General features: G+C 72.8%; 12 protein-coding genes. 9 read left to right on the top strand and 3 right to left on the bottom strand.

Going from position 1 to position 17,677, the window contains the following annotated elements:
- Positions 1 to 125: 125 nt before the first annotated feature.
- Together ACFVTC_RS05455 and ACFVTC_RS05450 are read left to right on the top strand one after the other, a co-directional pair.
- Positions 126 to 989, top strand: coding sequence for a rhomboid family intramembrane serine protease (locus ACFVTC_RS05455; protein WP_390124708.1), 864 nt, complete (start codon positions 126 to 128; stop codon positions 987 to 989).
- Between the two features lie 108 nt (positions 990 to 1,097).
- Positions 1,098 to 1,946 carry a chitosanase gene (locus ACFVTC_RS05450; protein WP_390124181.1) on the top strand — a complete coding sequence of 283 codons (849 nt, stop codon included), beginning with the start codon at positions 1,098 to 1,100 and terminating at the stop codon, positions 1,944 to 1,946.
- A 111-nt stretch (positions 1,947 to 2,057) separates the two neighbouring features.
- On the opposite strand, the gene ACFVTC_RS05445 is transcribed toward ACFVTC_RS05450, so the two are convergent.
- The 3 genes from ACFVTC_RS05445 to ACFVTC_RS05435 all read right to left on the bottom strand — a co-directional run bounded on the left by ACFVTC_RS05445 (position 2,058) and on the right by ACFVTC_RS05435 (position 9,238).
- Entirely contained in the window at positions 2,058 to 3,518 is a 1,461-nt protein-coding gene (locus ACFVTC_RS05445) for a glutamate synthase subunit beta (protein WP_390124179.1), read from the bottom strand.
- Positions 3,511 to 8,103: a glutamate synthase large subunit gene (gltB, locus tag ACFVTC_RS05440; RefSeq protein ID WP_390124177.1), complete on the bottom strand. Its 4,593-nt coding sequence runs from the start codon at positions 8,101 to 8,103 to the stop codon at positions 3,511 to 3,513. The genes ACFVTC_RS05445 and gltB overlap by 8 nt, the downstream gene beginning before the upstream one ends.
- A gap of 403 nt (positions 8,104 to 8,506) precedes the next feature.
- Complete coding sequence (locus tag ACFVTC_RS05435; protein ID WP_390124175.1) at positions 8,507 to 9,238, bottom strand: VIT1/CCC1 transporter family protein; 732 nt, start codon at positions 9,236 to 9,238, stop codon at positions 8,507 to 8,509.
- 248 nt (positions 9,239 to 9,486) lie between these two features.
- On the opposite strand from ACFVTC_RS05435, the gene ACFVTC_RS05430 reads away from it, so the two are divergent.
- The 7 genes from ACFVTC_RS05430 to ACFVTC_RS05400 are packed head-to-tail and all read left to right on the top strand — an operon-like array spanning position 9,487 to position 17,522.
- Positions 9,487 to 10,770 (top strand): ADP-ribosylglycohydrolase family protein, encoded by a 1,284-nt coding sequence (locus ACFVTC_RS05430; protein WP_390124173.1) that lies wholly within the window; start codon positions 9,487 to 9,489, stop codon positions 10,768 to 10,770.
- Positions 10,767 to 11,978 (top strand): ADP-ribosylglycohydrolase family protein, encoded by a 1,212-nt coding sequence (locus ACFVTC_RS05425; protein WP_390124171.1) that lies wholly within the window; start codon positions 10,767 to 10,769, stop codon positions 11,976 to 11,978. Before ACFVTC_RS05430 ends, ACFVTC_RS05425 begins: the two co-directional genes overlap by 4 nt.
- 7 nt (positions 11,979 to 11,985) lie before the next feature.
- Positions 11,986 to 13,155: an ADP-ribosylglycohydrolase family protein gene (locus tag ACFVTC_RS05420; RefSeq protein WP_390124169.1), complete on the top strand. Its 1,170-nt coding sequence runs from the start codon at positions 11,986 to 11,988 to the stop codon at positions 13,153 to 13,155.
- Positions 13,143 to 14,561 carry an ADP-ribosylglycohydrolase family protein gene (locus tag ACFVTC_RS05415; protein WP_390124166.1) on the top strand — a complete coding sequence of 473 codons (1,419 nt, stop codon included), beginning with the start codon at positions 13,143 to 13,145 and terminating at the stop codon, positions 14,559 to 14,561. The genes ACFVTC_RS05420 and ACFVTC_RS05415 overlap by 13 nt, the downstream gene beginning before the upstream one ends.
- Complete coding sequence (gene rbsK, locus ACFVTC_RS05410; RefSeq protein WP_390124164.1) at positions 14,558 to 15,478, top strand: ribokinase; 921 nt, start codon at positions 14,558 to 14,560, stop codon at positions 15,476 to 15,478. Before ACFVTC_RS05415 ends, rbsK begins: the two co-directional genes overlap by 4 nt.
- Positions 15,475 to 16,677, top strand: a complete 1,203-nt coding sequence (locus ACFVTC_RS05405; RefSeq protein ID WP_390124162.1) for a CaiB/BaiF CoA transferase family protein — start codon at positions 15,475 to 15,477, stop codon at positions 16,675 to 16,677. The genes rbsK and ACFVTC_RS05405 overlap by 4 nt, the downstream gene beginning before the upstream one ends.
- A complete protein-coding gene (locus ACFVTC_RS05400; RefSeq protein WP_390124159.1) occupies positions 16,674 to 17,522 on the top strand; it encodes an HpcH/HpaI aldolase/citrate lyase family protein in 849 nt (282 codons plus the stop codon). The genes ACFVTC_RS05405 and ACFVTC_RS05400 overlap by 4 nt, the downstream gene beginning before the upstream one ends.
- Positions 17,523 to 17,677 lie beyond the last annotated feature (155 nt).

Genomic DNA, 17,677 nt, shown 5'->3' with positions numbered 1-17,677 from the left:
CCACCGAACCCACCGAACCCGCCGCGTCCAGCGAACCCGCCGCGTCAGCCGAACCCGCCGCGTCAGCCGGACCGGTCGAGCCCGCCGTCACCACCTGCTACCGCCACCCCAAGGTCGAGTCGTACGTGCGCTGCACCCGCTGCGACCGCTACATCTGCCCCGCCTGCATGCGTGAGGCGGCCGTCGGCCACCAGTGCGTGGAGTGCGTGAAGGAGGGCGCCCGCTCCGTCCGGCAGGCGCGCACGGCGTTCGGCGGCCGGATCTCGACGGTTCCCGTGGTGACGTACGTCCTGATCGCGCTGAACGTGCTGGCCTACCTGGGCGAGCTGGTGCGCCCGGCGATCGTGGACCGGTTCGAGATGCTGGGCGCCGGGCTGGCGGGACCGGACGGCGGACACTACCTCTGGCAGGCACGGCACCCGGCGGACTTCGGCCCGGAAGGCGTCGTCGACGGGGAGTGGTACCGGATGCTGACCGGCGCGTTCCTCCATCTGCCGCCCACCGAGGGCACGTTCGGGATCCTGCACATCGTGATGAACATGGTCTCGCTGTGGAACCTGGGCCGGGTGGTGGAGGCCCAGCTCGGCAGGGTCCGCTACCTCGCCCTGTACCTGCTGTCGGCGCTCGGCGGTTCCGTCCTGGTGCTGCTGCTCGCGCCGGACCAGCGCACGCTCGGCGCATCGGGCGCGATCTTCGGACTGGGCGCCGCGTACTACGTCATGGCCCGTCGCCTGGGTGCGGACATGAACGCCGTCAACCGACTCCTGGCGGGCCTGCTGCTCTGGCTGGTGATCTCCGCCGCGTACACCTCCTGGGAGGGCCACCTCGGCGGGCTGCTGACCGGTGTCGCGGTGACTCTCGCCTACGCGTACGCACCACGTGACGGCCGCCGGGCCCTCGTCCAAGGTGCCGTGTGCGCGGGGCTGTTGGTGCTGCTGGTGGTCCTGGCCGTCGGAAAGGCTGCCGCGCTGAGGAACGGAGCGGGCTGAGGAACGGAGCGGTCCGCGGCCGCGGCGGGCGACGTTCGCGCGACGGGACGCACGCAGCCCGTGGCGACAGCGGGCCGGGTGCGTCCCGGCGGTCTCTACGCTGGGGGGATGAAACGCGCACGTCTCCTTCTGCTCGCGGTCCTTCCCCTGGTCGCGGTGGCGCTCTACTTCGTCGTCCCCGGGCTCCCGGGCTCGGGCGAAGCGGCCGGGTCCCCGGGCCGGCAGGGCGCCGGGGACCCGGGAGGCGCCGGCCTGGCCGCGCCGGACAAGAAGGAGCTGGCCCAGAAGATCGTGGCGAGCGCCGAGAACTCCACACTGGACTGGCGCAGCGCGTACGGCTACATCCAGGACATCGGCGACGGCCAGGGTTACACGGCGGGCCTCATCGGCTTCTGCACCGGCACCCACGACCTGCTCGTCCTGGTCGAGCACTACACGCAGGACCACCCGGGCAACGGCCTCGCCCGCTATCTGCCCGCGCTGCGCAAGGTCGACGGCACCGACTCACACGAGGGACTCGACCCGGGTTTCCCGGCGGCCTGGCGCGAGGAGGCCGCGGTGCCCGCCTTCCGGAAGGCCCAGGACACCGAGCGCGACCGCGTCTACTTCGATCCCGCGGTCCGCCGCGCCAAGCTCGACGGCCTGGGCACGCTGGGGCAGTTCGTCTACTACGACGCCATGGTCATGCACGGTCCCGGGAGCGGCCCCGACGGCTTCTACGGGCTGCGCCGACGCGCCATGGCCCAGGCCGACACCCCGGCCGAGGGCGGCTCCGAGAGGTCCTACCTCGACGTCTTCCTGGACATCCGCCGCACCGCGATGAAGTCCGAGAGCGCCCACCACGACACGACCCGCATCGACACGGCCCAGCGGAAGTTCCTGTACGACGGCAACCTCGACCTGGACACACCGCTCGAGTGGAAGGTGTACGGGGAGACGTACAGGGTCGCGCGGTAGCCGGCCGCGCCGGGACGCACCACGGCGCCCACCACCGTCCGGTCGGGGACAAGGCAGGCGCCGCGTTCAGTTCCGTACGCCTTTGTACGGGACGTCTGTTGGGGTGGAGCGTCAGACCATCAGGGAACGGTCCGTGGGGCGGATCGGGGCCGGCAGGTCGCTGGCGCCCGTCAGGAAGCGGTCGACCCCGCGGGCGGCCGAACGGCCCTCCGCGATGGCCCACACGATCAGGGACTGACCGCGGCCCGCGTCACCGGCAACGTACACGCCGGGCACGTTCGTCGCGAAGTCGGCGTCGCGGGCGATGTTGCCGCGCGCGTCGAGCTCCAGGCCGAACTGGGCGACCACGCCGTTCTCGACGTCGGTGCCGGTGAAGCCCATCGCCAGGGTGACCAGCTGGGCGGGGATCTTGCGCTCGGTGCCGGGCTTCTGGTTCAGCCCGCCGTCGACGAACTCGACCTCGGAGAGGTGCAGCCACTGGACGTTGCCGTCCTCGTCGCCCTCGAAGTGGGTGGTGGAGACCGAGTAGACGCGGTCGCCGCCCTCCTCGTGCGCGGAGGTGACCTTGTAGAGCATGGGGAACGTCGGCCAGGGCTGGCCGGGGTTCCGCTCCTCGCCCGGCCGGGGCATGATCTCCAGCTGCGTGACCGAGGCCGCGCCCTGGCGGTGGGCGGTGCCCACGCAGTCCGCGCCCGTGTCGCCGCCGCCGATGACCACCACGTGCTTGCCCTCGGCCGTGATCGGGGGCGTCACGTAGTCGCCCTCCTGGACCTTGTTGGACAGCGGCAGGTACTCCATGGCCTGGTGGATGCCGTTGAGTTCGCGGCCGGGCACCGGCAGGTCCCGCGCGGTCGTGGCGCCGGCGGCGATGACCACCGCGTCGTACCGCTTGCGCAGGTCGGTCGCCTTGAGGTCGCGGCCGATCTCGATGCCCGTGCGGAAGCGGGTGCCCTCCGCGCGCATCTGCTCGATACGGCGGTTGATGTGCCGCTTCTCCATCTTGAACTCGGGGATGCCGTAGCGCAGCAGGCCGCCGACGCGGTCGGCGCGCTCGTAGACGGCGACCGTGTGGCCGGCCCGGGTCAGCTGCTGGGCGGCGGCCAGGCCCGCGGGGCCCGAGCCGATGACCGCGACGGTCTTGCCCGACAGACGCTGGGGGATCTGCGGGGCGACGTCCCCGCTGTCCCACGCCTTGTCGATGATCGAGACCTCGACGTTCTTGATGGTCACGGCGGGCTGGTTGATGCCGAGCACGCACGCCGACTCGCACGGGGCGGGGCACAGCCGGCCCGTGAACTCCGGGAAGTTGTTCGTGGCGTGCAGACGCTCGGACGCGGCCCCCCAGTCCTCGCGGTAGGCGTAGTCGTTCCACTCGGGGATCAGGTTCCCCAGCGGACAGCCGTTGTGGCAGAACGGGATGCCGCAGTCCATGCAGCGGCCGGCCTGCTTGGAGATGATCGGGAGCAGCGCGCCCGGGACGTAGACCTCGTTCCAGTCCCTGACGCGTTCCTCGACGGGGCGGGTCCTGGCGACCTCGCGGCCGTGGTTCAGAAAGCCCTTGGGATCAGCCATTGGTCGCCGCCTCCATCATCTTCTCGGTGATCTCGGACTCGGGGAGTCCGGCTCGCTCGGCGGCGTCCTTGGCGGCGAGCACTGCCTTGTAGGTGCTGGGGATGATCTTGCTGAAGCGGTCGACCGCGGTGTCCCATTCGGCCAGGAGCTTCGCGGCGACCGTCGAGCCGGTCTCCTCCTGGTGGCGGCGCACCACGGCGCGCAGCCACTGCTTGTCGGTGTCGTCGAGCTCCTCGACGGCGCCCACGTTGCCGACGTTGACGTTGTCGCGGTCGAGGTCGACGACGTACGCGACGCCGCCGGACATGCCGGCCGCGAAGTTGCGTCCCGTCTCGCCGAGGACGACGGCGTGTCCGCCGGTCATGTACTCGCAGCCGTGGTCGCCCACGCCCTCGGAGACCACCGTCGCGCCGGAGTTGCGGACGCAGAAGCGCTCGCCGGTGCGGCCGCGCAGGAAGAGTTCGCCGCCCGTCGCGCCGTACGCGATGGTGTTGCCCGCGATCGTCGAGTACTCGGCGAGGTGGTCGGCGCCCCGGTCGGGGCGGACGATCACCCGGCCGCCGGAGAGGCCCTTGCCGACGTAGTCGTTCGCGTCGCCCTCCAGGCGGAGCGTGACACCGCGGGGCAGGAAGGCGCCGAAGGACTGGCCCGCCGACCCCGTGAAGGTGATGTCGATGGTGTCGTCGGGCAGGCCCGCGCCGCCGAACTTCTTCGTCACCTCGTGGCCGAGCATGGTGCCGACCGTGCGGTTGATGTTGCGGATCGCGACCTGGGCGCGGACCGGCTGGGCGTCGGCCTGCGAGTTCGCGGCCAGGGCGTCGGCGGCGAGCTTGATCAGCTCGTTGTCGAGGGCCTTCTCCAGGCCGTGGTCCTGCGCGATGACCTGGTGGCGCACCGCGCCCTCGGGCAGCTCGGGCACGTGGAAGAGCGGGGACAGGTCCAGGCCCTGCGCCTTCCAGTGGTCGACCGCCCGGGTGACATCGAGGTGTTCGGCGTGGCCGACGGCCTCCTCGATGGTGCGGAAGCCCAGCTCGGCGAGGATCTCGCGGACCTCTTCGGCGATGAACTTGAAGAAGTTCACGATGTACTCGGCCTTGCCCGCGAACCGGTCGCGCAGCACCGGGTTCTGGGTGGCGATGCCGACCGGGCAGGTGTCCAGGTGGCAGACGCGCATCATGACGCAGCCGGAGACGACGAGCGGCGCGGTCGCGAAACCGAACTCCTCGGCACCGAGCAGCGCGGCGATGACCACGTCGCGGCCGGTCTTCAGCTGACCGTCGGTCTGGACGACGATCCGGTCGCGCAGGCCGTTGAGCAGCAGGGTCTGCTGGGTCTCGGCGAGACCCAGCTCCCAGGGGCCGCCCGCGTGCTTGAGCGAGGTGAGCGGGGACGCGCCGGTGCCGCCGTCGTGGCCGGAGATGAGGACCACGTCCGCGTGGGCCTTGGAGACGCCCGCCGCGACCGTGCCGACGCCGACCTCGGAGACCAGCTTCACGTGGATGCGGGCCTGCGGGTTGGCGTTCTTGAGGTCGTGGATCAGCTGGGCCAGGTCCTCGATGGAGTAGATGTCGTGGTGCGGCGGCGGGGAGATGAGGCCCACGCCGGGGGTGCTGTGCCGGGTCTTGGCGACCCAGGGGTACACCTTGTGGCCGGGGAGCTGGCCGCCCTCGCCGGGCTTGGCGCCCTGCGCCATCTTGATCTGGATGTCGTCGGCGTTGACCAGGTACTCCGAGGTCACACCGAAGCGGCCGGAGGCGACCTGCTTGATGGACGAGCGGCGCGCGGGGTCGTACAGCCGGTCCGCGTCCTCGCCGCCCTCACCGGTGTTGGACTTGCCGCCCAGCTGGTTCATGGCGATGGCGAGGGTCTCGTGCGCCTCCTTGGAGATGGAGCCGTACGACATGGCGCCGGTGGAGAAGCGCTTGACGATCTCACTGACCGGCTCGACCTCGTCGACCGGGATCGACGGGCGGCCGGAGGTGAAGCCGAACAGGCCGCGGAGCGTCATCAGGCGCTCGGACTGCTCGTTCACCCGGTCCGTGTACTTCTTGAAGATGTCGTAGTTGCCGGAGCGCGTCGAGTGCTGGAGGCGGAAGACCGTCTCCGGGTCGAACAGGTGCGGTTCGCCCTCGCGGCGCCACTGGTACTCGCCGCCTATGTCGAGGGCGCGGTGCGCCGGCGCGATGCCGGAGGCCGGGTAGGCCTTGGCGTGCCGGGCGGCGACCTCCTTGGCGATGACGTCGAGACCGGCGCCGCCGATCTTCGTCGCGGTGCCGCTGAAGTAGCGGCCGACGAACTCGGCGTCCAGGCCGACGGCCTCGAAGACCTGCGCGCCGCGGTAGGAGGCGACGGTGGAGATGCCCATCTTGGACATGACCTTGAGGACGCCCTTGCCGAGCGCGTAGATCAGGTTGCGGATGGCCTGCTCGGCCTCGATGCCCTGCAGGAAGGTGCCGGCGCGGACCAGGTCCTCGACCGACTCCATGGCCAGGTACGGGTTGACCGCCGCGGCGCCGAAGCCGATGAGGAGGGCCACGTGGTGGACCTCGCGGACGTCGCCCGCCTCGACCAGCAGGCCCACCTGGGTGCGCTGCTTGGTGCGGATGAGGTGGTGGTGGACGGCCGCGGTCAGCAGCAGCGAGGGGATCGGGGCGTGCTCGGCGTCCGAGTGCCGGTCCGAGAGCACGATCAGGCGGGCGCCGTTGTCTATGGCGGCGTCGGCCTCGGAGCAGATCTCCTCGATCCGCGCGGCCAGCGAGTCGCCGCCGCCGGAGACGCGGTAGAGACCCGACAGCGTGGCGGCCTTCATGCCGGGCATGTCGCCGTCGGCGTTGATGTGGATGAGCTTGGCCAGCTCGTCGTTGTCGATCACCGGGAAGGGCAGGGTGACGCTGCGACAGGAGGCCGCGGTCGGCTCCAGGAGGTTGCCCGCCGGGCCGAGCGAGGAGCGCAGCGAGGTGACGAGCTCCTCACGGATCGCGTCCAGCGGCGGGTTGGTGACCTGCGCGAAGAGCTGGGTGAAGTAGTCGAAGAGGAGACGCGGGCGCTGCGAGAGGGCGGCGATCGGCGTGTCCGTGCCCATCGAGCCGATCGGCTCGGCGCCGGCCGAGGCCATCGGCGCGAGGATGATCCGCAGCTCCTCCTCGGTGTAGCCGAAGGTCTGCTGGCGGCGGGTGACCGAGGCGTGGGTGTGCACGATGTGCTCGCGCTCGGGGAGGTCGGAGAGCTCGATCTCGCCGGCTTCCAGCCACTCCGCGTAGGGCAGGTCGGCGGCGAGGCCGGCCTTGATCTCGTCGTCCTCGATGATGCGGTGCTCTGCGGTGTCGACGAGGAACATGCGGCCGGGCTGGAGGCGGCCCTTGCGGACGACCTTCGCGGGGTCGATGTCGAGGACGCCGACCTCGGAGCCGAGGACGACGAGGCCGTCGTCGGTGACCCAGTAGCGGCCGGGGCGCAGACCGTTGCGGTCGAGGACCGCGCCGACCTGGGTGCCGTCGGTGAAGGTGACGCAGGCCGGGCCGTCCCAGGGCTCCATCATCGTGGAGTGGAACTGGTAGAAGGCGCGCCGGGCGGCATCCATGGAGGCGTGGTTCTCCCACGCCTCGGGGATCATCATCAGTACGGAGTGCGGGAGCGAGCGGCCGCCGAGGTGGAGGAGTTCGAGCACCTCGTCGAAGGAGGCCGAGTCGGAGGCGTCCGGGGTGCAGACGGGGAAGATCCGCTCCAGGCCCTTGTCGCCGAACAGGTCGGAGACCAGCTGGGACTCGCGGGCCTTCATCCAGTTGCGGTTGCCCTTGACCGTGTTGATCTCGCCGTTGTGCGCGACGAAGCGGTACGGGTGGGCGAGCGGCCAGCTCGGGAAGGTGTTGGTGGAGAACCGGGAGTGCACGAGCGCGATCGCGGAGGCGAAGCGGCGGTCGGACAGGTCCGGGAAGAAGGGTTCGAGCTGGCCGGTGGTCAGCATGCCCTTGTAGACGATGGTGCGCGCGGAGAGCGACGGGAAGTAGACGCCGGCCTCGCGTTCGGCGCGCTTGCGCAGCACGAACGCCTTGCGGTCGAGGTCGATGCCCTTGCTGGCGCCGTCGGTCACGAAGATCTGACGGAAGACGGGCATGGTGGAGCGGGCGGTGGCGCCGAGGAGTTCGGGGGCGACGGGCACCTGGCGCCAGCCGAGGACGGTCAGGTCCTCGTCGGCGGCGATCGTCTCGATCCGTGAGACGGCATCCTCGGTGCCGTCGCCGGGCAGGAAGGCGATGCCGACCGCGTAGGCGCCGGCCTCGGGCAGCTCGAATCCGGCCACCTCGCGGAGGAACGCGTCCGGGACCTGGGACAGGATGCCCGCGCCGTCGCCCGAGTCGGGCTCGGCGCCGGTGGCACCGCGGTGTTCCAGGTTGCGCAGCACGGTGAGCGCCTGCTCGACCAGCGCGTAGCTCGCCTCACCGGTGAGGGTGGCCACGAAGCCGACGCCGCAGGCGTCGTGCTCGTCGCGGGGGTCGTACATACCCTGAGCAGCAGGGCGAGCATCCATGAAGGACCAGTTCTGGCCATGCGTGGAGTGCTGGGACGGCTGGCGCGGCGAACGCATCGGCTCTCCCGTCGTCGTCGTGGCTGGGGGCACCTCCCAGCGCTTCGAAAGGCGTCTGGGGGAGCGTGTGCCGAGGGACGACGTTGGCCCTCTGCTGGGGGATGCAAAATTTCGTGCAGGTTACATGATGGAACGGTTCTCGGGAACCGGATACTGCGTTCCAACATGCGGACACCGGGGGTCGCGGCGGGGGGTACCGCGCACGGCACTGGAGTTAATGGGGACCCAGGGGGACAGATCGGTGTCCGTGGGGCCGGAGCGCGGCAGGCAACGTCGCCCGCCGCGGCGGTGCGGAGCAGGCTTCATTGCCCGCAGCGCTTACGGCTCATGCCCAGTGGTTAAGTATTCGAAACCAGCGAGTAACCGGCTACTTATGCAGTCCCTTGCATAGCTCCGCCATTCATCATCCTACGGCGGTACCGAACAGACTGCCCAGGACGTACGTCACACCCGCCGCGGCACCCCCGAGTGCGAGCTGCCGGATTCCGCTGTACCACCAGGATCGCGCCGTCACCCGGGCCACGACGGCGCCGCAGGCGAAGAGCCCGATCAGCGCGAGCAGCAGCGCGGGCCACAGGACGGTCGCGCCGAGCAGGTACGGGAGCAGGGGGAGCAGGGCGCCGAGGGCGAAGGAGCCGAAGCTCGACACGGCGGCGACCGTGGGCGAGGGCAGGTCGCCGGGGTCTATGCCCAGCTCCTCGCGCGCGTGGATCTCCAGGGCCTGCTCGGGGTCGCGGGACAGCTGCCTGGCGACCTCGCGGGCCAGCGCGGGCTCGACCCCGCGGGTCTCGTAGAGCGCGGCGAGCTCACGTTCCTCGTCCTTCGGGTGCTTTCTCAGCTCCCGGCGCTCCACGTCGAGTTCGGCCTCGACCAGTTCGCGCTGCGAGGCGACGGAGGTGTACTCGCCGGCGGCCATGGAGAAGGCCCCGGCGGCCAGGCCCACGAGTCCGGTGATGACGATCGTCCGATGGGAGACGGACCCGCCGGCGACACCGGTCATCAGGGCGAGGTTGGAGACGAGCCCGTCCATCGCGCCGAATACCGCGGGGCGCAGCCAGCCACCGTTCACATCGCGGTGGGTGTGGTTGTCCCGGTGCGCCTCGTGCAGTGCGGCTTCGGTCTCGATGATGGACATACCGGTCCCCCAGAACATGCGATTGGACTGTTTCTACTTTTCGACAACCCCAAAAGTACGCCTGGAATTTCCTCCCCGCCAGCAAGGAAAGGCTCGGCTAACCTGCACCTTTACCCTTTCTCGCTCATCCGTGTCTGATCCCGCACAGATGTCGACCGGGTGAATACGGGGCCGTGCGAGGCTCTGCGCGCCCCCTCCGGTGGGACACATCCCCAAAGGGCTCTGGGCCCTGAGAGGAGTGGCACCGAATGGCTTCCATCGCCTGCATCCCCTCCGTCCCGGCGCCCGGGGACGCCACCGGTCTGCGCGAACGGGCACGCGGCGCGCTGCTCGGACTCGCCGTCGGGGACGCGCTGGGCGCGCCCGCCGAGAACATGCGGCCGTCGGAGATCCGCGCGAAGTGGGGCCGGATCACGGGCTACGTCGCCGAGCATCCGGCCGGCACGGACGACACGGAGTACGCGATCTTCTCCGGACTGCTGCTGGCCCGGCACGGCTCGGCGCTCACCGTGGCGCACGTCGAGTCGGCCTGGCACGAGTGGATCGCGGACCGTGACGAGGGACCGTTCCGCGGCGCCGGCTTCAGCGAGCGCGGCACCCTGGAGAACCTCCGCCGGGGACTGGCGGCCCCCATCTCCGCCCAGCACCGGCACGCGTGGAGCGACGGCCTGGCGATGCGCGCGGCCCCCTTCGGCGTGTTCGCGGCGGGACGTCCCGCGGAGGCAGCGCGTCTGGTGGCGATCGACGGTTCGGTGAGCCACGACGGCGAGGGCATCTACGGCGGCCAGGCGGTCGCGGCGGGCGTCGCGGCGGCGATGGCGGGCGCCTCGACGATCGCCGTGGCCGCCTCCGCGCTCGCGGTGATCCCGGACGACTCCTGGACGGCCCGCTCGCTGCGCCGCGCGATCGCGGTCGCGCACCGCGGCGAACGGGCGGTGCGCTCGGCGGTCGTCATCGGCGGCTACCCCTGGACGGACCTGGCCCCCGAGGCCGTCGCCCTGGCCTTCGGCGCGTACGCCGCCGCCGACGGCGACTTCGCCGAGTCCGTCCTCACCGCCGTCAACATGGGCCGCGACGCCGACACCACGGCCGCGGTGGCGGGCGCGCTGGCCGGGGCGACCCGGGGCGCCCACGCGATCCCGGCCGCCTGGGCGGCGGCCATCGGCCCGGCGCGCGGCAGCTGCCTCCCCTCGATGGAGGGCCACCACGTCCTGGACGTGGCGGAACTGCTGACCCCCGGGGACGACAGGAAGTGGCGGTCGGGTGCCGCACGGGAGCCGGCCGGCCCGGACGGCGCACTCCCCGTACGCGACAGGGGACGGCCCGCACGCGATCCGGACCGCCCGACAGCGGCACCGCGGCCGCAACCCGCCGCCGCCCCCGGCTCCCGCGCGCCCGCCACCGGCCCCGTCCTCACCATGAACCCCGTCACCATGGACCCCGTCCTCGCAGCGGACCAGGCCCTCACCACCCACCCCGCCCGAACCCACGAGCACGCCCCGGCCACCGCCGACGAGGAGGTACGCCCATGAGACCCGGCCTCGTGGGAGACGAAGCCGGCGCGGGAGCGGCCTCGGCACCGGACGTCCTCGTCACGGAGCTCGCCGACCCGACGCCCGGCCCGCGCCCCCGCCGTATCGAGGGCCTGCTGCTCGGCCTCGCCGCGGGCGACGCCGCCGGCTGGCCCGCGGCCCGGCACCGCGCCGCCCGGATGCCCGAGTGGACACGGCGGCTGACCAGGGAACTGGACACGTTCGCCGAACAGAACGCGACGACGACCCTGCCGGTGCCCATCGCCCTGAACCAGCCGCCGGAGCCCCTGCGGCTCGGCCCCTCGGACGACGCCGAGTGGGCGGCGTTCGCCGCCGAGGCCGTGCTGCGGGCCGGTGACGCCGCCGCGCTCGGCGATCTCAGCCGGGCACGGCGGATGCGGGCGTCCATCGACCTGTCCTGGAACGCCGTCGCCAGCGAGGTCGCCGCGGCCGCCGAGCGCGCCCCCGAGGTCGAGTCCGCGCTGCTGCCGCTGCGCGCCCGGATCTCAGTACGGGCCGGACTCGGCAACCTCGCCACCGGACTGCGGCCGCCCGCCACCGGCCACGACAATCCGCACTACTTCGACGACGCGGCGTGCGTCCGGGCCTGCGTGCTCGCCATCGCCCACCCGGGCGATGCCACGCTCGCCGCGGAACTGGCCGAGTTCGACGCCCGCTACACCCAGGACGGTGACGGCGTGCACGGCGCCCGCGCCATGGCCGCCGCCCTCGCGCTCGCCCTCGCCGGGGCCGACGTCGAGGACTGCGCGGACGCCGCCCTCGCCGAACTGCCCAAGGAGACCGAGATCGGCCGCAACGCGCGCCACGCGCTGCGGCTCGCCCGCGACAGCGAGGGCACCTTCGCCCTGGTCCCCCTCCTGGAGCACCAGATCGTCGACCACGTCTACAGCTACGGCGTCGCGGCGGCGGAAACGGTTCCGGTCGCCCTGGCCCTCGCGACCGCGGCGCGCGGCCGGATCGCGGAGGCGGTGCCCGCCGCCGCCTGCCTCTCCCGCGTCGCCGACTCCGCCCCGGCCCTGGCGGGGGCGCTGACCGGCGCGCTCGGCGGCGGCGCCGCGATCCCGGCCACCTGGCGCGACGCCTGCCGGATCCTCTCGGGCTGCGCGCTTCCGCGCCTCACCGGTACGGATCTCGTCGGACTCGCCGATCTGCTCGAAGCGACGGAACTGGCCCTCCCAGAGGGATGATTCGGGCATGAAGCCCAAAAGAGAAGAAATGGGAACCCTCGACGAACGGATCACAGGAGCCCTCGTCGGAGCCGCCGTCGGCGACGCGCTCGGCGGCCCCGTCGAGGGCTACACCCCCGAACAGATCACCGAACGGCACGGCGGTCGCGTGCACGGCGTCGTCGGCCCCTGGAACGGCGACGCCTGGCGCACCGCCCGCCCCATCGCCCCGTACCACAAGGGCGACGGACACGTCACCGACGACACCCTGATGACCCACGCGCTGATCCGCGTGTACACCACGGTCCGCGACCACCTCGACGCCTACGCCGTCGCCGGGCACCTGGTCCCCGACCTGATGACGGCCCCCCGCTGGATCCCGGAACTGGAAGCGGAGGCACTCCCGCTCCAGCGGATCTTCCTCGCCGAGAAGTGGCTGGTCGCCCGGCTCCACTACGGCCATGTGGACCCCCGGGAGGCCGGTACGGGCAACATCGTCAACTGCGGCGCCGCGATGTACATGGCACCGGTCGGACTGGTGAACGCGGCCAACCCGGCGGGAGCGTACTCCGAGGCGCTGGACGTCGCCGGCGCGCACCAGTCCTCCTACGGCAGGGAGGCGGCGGGCGTGCTGGCGGCTGGGGTGGCCGCGGCCTGCGCGCCGGGGGCGACCCCGGACTCGGTCGTGACGGCCTGCCTGGCCCTGGCGAAGGACGGCACCCGGGACGCGATCGAGGCGGTCTGCGAAGTCGCCGCCCGCCATTCGGACTTCGAATCGGCGCTGCGCCCGCTGCGGGAGGCGGTGGCCCCCTACGACACGGTGGGACCGGACTACCGCACCCCGTCGCTCGGTGCCCGCCGCCCCTCCCGGCTGCACTCCATCGAGGAGCTCCCCGTCGCGCTCGGCATGCTGCTGGTCTCCGGCGGCGACTTCCGGCACGCGGTCCTCGGTTCGGTGAACTACGGCCGCGACTGCGACTCCATCGCCACGATGGCCGGGGCCCTCGCCGGCGCGCTCGGATCCGAGGTCCCGCGCGACTGGGCCAAGACGGTCGAGGAATCGAGCCGCCTCGACCTGCACGCCCCGGCGACGGCACTCGCGGAGGTGACCCGCGAGATCTTCGACCGGGACGTACGCCGCCGGCGCGCGCACGAGGCGGCGTACGCCGCACTTGCGGGGATCCCATGCTCCGACTGACCTGGGTCCAGCCCGAGGACCTGCTCGGGCACGAGCTCCACCAAGCCGCCCAGGACGGCCGCGAGGCCGATCCGATCGCGGCACGCTGGCACGCGGCCGGCGGCCCGCGGGCCCCTCTCCGGGCCGGCGCCTCCGCCACTCCCGCCTCACCGTACCTGCGGGCCCTCGCGACGGATCTGCTGGACGAACTCGCCGACCTGCCGAGCGAGTCGGCGGACGACGAACCGACGGAACTGGCCTCCGTCATGACCCGCTGCCCGGACTGGCCCGCGCGGCGGCCCGACCCGCCGGACGTCGGCGACGGCGGCACACCCACCGCCGGACCCAAGGTCCCGGGCACCTCCCCGGCCGTCGCCCTGCCCCGCCTGGAGGCCGCCTGGCTGGGCCGGGCCGCGGGCTGCCTGCTGGGCAAACCCGTCGAGAAACTCCCCCTCCACGGCATCCGCGCACTGGCGAAGGCCACCGGGAACTGGCCCCTCCACACCTGGTTCACGGCCCGCGGCCTGCCCACGGAGCTGACCGCCGCGTACCCCTGGAACAGACGCTCGGCGTCCACCTCGCTCGCCGAGAACATCGATGGCATGCCCGAGGACGACGACCTCAACTACCCCCTCCTCAACCTCCTGTTGCTCCAGCGCCACGGCAGGAGGTTCACCACCGCGGACGTGGCCCGCCTCTGGCTGGACGAACTCCCCGCCGGCCGCACCTTCACCGCGGAACGCGTCGCCTACCGCAACCTCCTCGCCGGCGTCGAGCCACCGCGCACCGCCCACCACCGCAACCCCTTCCGCGAATGGATCGGCGCCCTCATCCGCGCGGACGTCCACGGCTGGACGAACCCCGGCGACCCGGCCGCCGCCGCGGCACAGGCCCACCGCGACGCCACCCTCACCCACACCGCGAACGGCGTGTACGCCGCCATGTTCACCGCCGCCACCATCGCCGAGGCCGCCACCGGCCGCAGCGACATCCACGCCTGCCTGCGCACCGGCCTGACCGTCGTACCCCCCGCCTCCCGGCTGGCGAAAGCGGTCCACCACGCCGTCCGGCTCGCCCACTCGACCGTCGACTTCGAGAAGGTCGTCGACGTCCTGCACACCACCTACGGCGACTACCACTGGGTGCACGCCCTCCCCAACACCGCCCTGATCGCGGCCGCCCTCACCCACGCGGACGGCGACTTCAGCGGATCCGTCTGCCGCGCGGTGTCCGGCGGCTGGGACACCGACTCCAACGGCGCCACGGCGGGCAGCGTCGCGGGCCTGCTCGCCGGCGCCCCCGCCGCCCTGCCGGAGCGCTGGACCACCCCGCTCAAGAACCGCCTGGCCACCTCCCTCGCCGACTTCAACGGCATCGGCTTCGACACCCTCGCCCAGCTCACGCACCGGGAGACCCGTCACCCATGACCCATATCGCCGTGCTCGGCAGCACGAACATGGACCTCGTCACGTACGTCGCCAAGGCCCCGCAGCGCGGGGAGACCGTGACGGGACGGGAATTCCGTACGATCCCCGGCGGCAAGGGCGCCAACCAGGCGGTCGCCGCGGCCCACGCGGGCGCCGACGTCACGTTGATCGGCGCGGTAGGCGTCGACTCCTTCGGCTCCCAGCTCCGCTCCGCCCTGGAGCACTCCGGTGTGGACACCGACCACCTGCGCACCACCGAGGGCCCCTCCGGCACCGCGCACATCGTGGTGGACGACGAGGGCGGCAACGCGATCGTCGTCATCCCCGGGGCCAACGGCACCGTCGACCACCTCGCCCCCGGTGACGAGGGCCTCATCACCACCGCCGACGCGCTCCTGCTCCAGCTGGAGATCCCGCTCGCCGCCGTCGTCGCGGGCGCCGAGGCGGCCCGCCGCCACGGCGTCCGCACCCTCCTGACCCCGTCCCCCGCGCAGCCCCTGCCGTCCCAGCTCCTCGCCTCCATCGACCTGCTGGTGCCCAACGAGTACGAGGCCGCCGCGCTGACCGGCACCCCCGACCCCCGCGAGGCGGCCACCGCGCTGCTCGACCTGGTCCCGGAGGTCGTCGTCACCCTGGGTGCCGCGGGCAGCCTGTACGCGGCCCGGGGCGCCGCCCCCCTCACGGTCCCCGCCCCACGCGTCAGCGCCGTGGACTCGACCGGCGCGGGCGACACCTTCGTCGGCACCCTCGCGGTCGCGCTCGCGGAGGGCCGGCCGATGCCCGAGGCACTCGCCTGGGCGTCGGCCGCCGCCGCGCTGTCCGTCCAGCGGATCGGGGCCACGTCCTCGATGCCGTACCGCTCGGAGATCGACGCCGAGGCCGCGTCGCACGCACACCCCGCGCAGTCCACGTCATGAGCGCGCGTCCCGGGCCCGGCCCGCTGACCGGCCTGCGCGTCCTCGACCTCGCCACCCTCTTCGCCGGACCGCTCGCCGCCACCCTGCTCGGCGACTTCGGCGCCGAGGTCGTCAAGGTCGAGCACCCGGCCAAGCCCGACCCGTCCCGGGGCCACGGCCCGTCGAAGGACGGCATCGGCCTGTGGTGGAAACTCCTCGGCCGCAACAAGCGCACGATCACCCTGGACCTGTCCAGACCCGGTGGCCGCGCCACGCTGCTGCGGCTCGCCGCGGAGGCCGACGTGATCATCGAGAACTTCCGTCCCGGCACCCTGGAGAAGTGGGACCTGGGCTGGGAGGAACTGTCGGCCGCCAACCCCCGGCTCGTACTCGCCCGTGTCACCGCCTTCGGCCAGTTCGGCCCCTACGCCCACCGCCCCGGCTTCGGCACGCTCGCGGAGGCCATGAGCGGCTTCGCGGCGATCACCGGCGAACCGGACACACCCCCGGTCCTGCCCCCCTTCGGCCTGGCCGACTCGATCGCGGGCCTGACGACGGCGTACGCCGTGATGACGGCCCTGCGCGCCCGCGAGACCTCGGGCCTCGGCCAGGTGGTCGACATGGCGATCATCGAGCCGATCCTGACCGTGCTGGGCCCGCAGCCGCTCTGGTACGACCAGCTCGGCCACGTCCAGCCCCGCACCGGCAACCGCTCCGCGAACAACGCGCCCCGCAACACCTACCGCACGGCGGACGGTTCGTGGGTCGCCGTCTCGACGTCGGCGCAGTCGATCGCCGAACGGGTGATGCGGCTGGTCGGACGCCCGGACCTGATCGACGAACCGTGGTTCGCGACCGGGGCGGACCGGGCACTCCACGCGGACGTCCTCGACGAGGCGGTGGGCGCCTGGATCGCCCGCCGCGACCGCGCGGAGGTGCTGGAGGCCTTCGAGAAGGCGGAGGCGGCGGTGGCCCCGATCCAGGACGTCACCGATGTCATGGAGGACGCCCAGTACGAGGCGCTGGACACGATCACCACCGTCGCCGACCCGGAACTCGGTCCCCTGCGCATGCAGAACGTCCTGTTCCGGCTCTCCTCCACCCCCGGGTCGATCCGCTGGGCGGGCCGCCCGCACGGCGTCGACACGGACGCGGTCCTCACCGAGCTCGGACTGTCCGGCACCGAGATCACGGCCCTCAGACGGGAAGGCGCCCTGTGACGAACCCGGCCTTCCCGCTCACCTGGCTGTACGCCCCCGGAGACCGCCCGGACGTGGTCGTCAAGGCCCTCGCCTCGGGCGCGGACATCGTCCTGATCGACCTGGAGGACGCGGTCGCGCCGGACCGCAAGGAGTACGCCCGCGACGCCACCGCGGAACTGCTCTCGGCCCCTCCCCCGGTCCCGGTCCACGTCCGGGTGAACACGCTGGACGGCACCCTGGCCGAGGCCGACCTGAAGACGCTCTCCCCGCTCCCGGGCCTGTCCGGCCTGCGGCTGCCCAAGGTGGCCTCGCCCGCGGACGTCGTCCACGTCGCGGAGCACGCCGTGTCCGCCGAGGGCAACGGGATCCCGCTGTACGCCCTGCTGGAAACGGCCCTCGGCGTCGAACACGCCTTCGCCATCGCCTCGGCCCACCCGGCCGTGCGCGGCATCGGGCTCGGCGAGGCGGACCTCCGGGCCGACCTCGGCGTGCGTGAGGACGCGGGCCTGGACTGGTCCCGTGCCCGGATCGTGCTCGCCGCCCGAGCCGCCGGACTCCCACCCCCCGTGCAGTCCATCCACCCCGACATCCGGGACCTGGAGGGGCTGGCGGCCTCCTGCGCCCACGGGCGCACCCTCGGCTTCCTCGGCCGCGCGGCCATCCACCCCCGCCAGCTCCCGGTGATCGAACGCGCCTACCTTCCGACACCGGCCGAGGTGGAGAGCGCCGAGGCCGTCGTCGAGGCGGCCGGCATCGAGCCGGGGGCCCAGGCCCTGCCCGACGGCCGTTTCGTGGACGCGGCGGTCGTGGCCTGCGCCCGGCGCACTCTGGCACTGGCCCGGCGCGACGCCCTGACGGCATGACGGGACGCCCTGACCGTACGACGGAGGGGGGGGCGGCGGGGTGGGGCGGGGCCCCCCCCCGCGGGGGCCGGGGGGCCGCGGGCATTGTGGGCTACCCCCGGCGCCTTAACGCGCCCGCCGGTAACCCCGCCCCGCCGGGCCCCCCCGGGGGGCGC

Source organism: Streptomyces sp. NPDC057950 (genome assembly GCF_042887295.1).
In the GTDB taxonomy this organism is placed as follows: Bacteria; Actinomycetota; Actinomycetes; order Streptomycetales; family Streptomycetaceae; genus Streptomyces; species Streptomyces kaempferi.
Note: the sequence above shows the minus strand (reverse complement) of the source record. Positions and strands in the feature narration are given on the sequence as shown.

Coding starts and splice junctions, on each gene's coding strand:
- ACFVTC_RS05425 (WP_390124171.1), top strand. CDS start 10,767: ATGAGACCCGGCCTCGTGGGAGACGAAGCCGGCGCGGGAGCGGCCTCG.
- ACFVTC_RS05430 (WP_390124173.1), top strand. CDS start 9,487: ATGGCTTCCATCGCCTGCATCCCCTCCGTCCCGGCGCCCGGGGACGCC.
- ACFVTC_RS05435 (WP_390124175.1), bottom strand. CDS start 9,238: ATGTCCATCATCGAGACCGAAGCCGCACTGCACGAGGCGCACCGGGAC.
- ACFVTC_RS05445 (WP_390124179.1), bottom strand. CDS start 3,518: ATGGCTGATCCCAAGGGCTTTCTGAACCACGGCCGCGAGGTCGCCAGG.
- gltB (WP_390124177.1), bottom strand. CDS start 8,103: ATGCGTTCGCCGCGCCAGCCGTCCCAGCACTCCACGCATGGCCAGAAC.
- ACFVTC_RS05450 (WP_390124181.1), top strand. CDS start 1,098: ATGAAACGCGCACGTCTCCTTCTGCTCGCGGTCCTTCCCCTGGTCGCG.
- ACFVTC_RS05420 (WP_390124169.1), top strand. CDS start 11,986: ATGAAGCCCAAAAGAGAAGAAATGGGAACCCTCGACGAACGGATCACA.
- ACFVTC_RS05405 (WP_390124162.1), top strand. CDS start 15,475: ATGAGCGCGCGTCCCGGGCCCGGCCCGCTGACCGGCCTGCGCGTCCTC.
- ACFVTC_RS05415 (WP_390124166.1), top strand. CDS start 13,143: ATGCTCCGACTGACCTGGGTCCAGCCCGAGGACCTGCTCGGGCACGAG.
- rbsK (WP_390124164.1), top strand. CDS start 14,558: ATGACCCATATCGCCGTGCTCGGCAGCACGAACATGGACCTCGTCACG.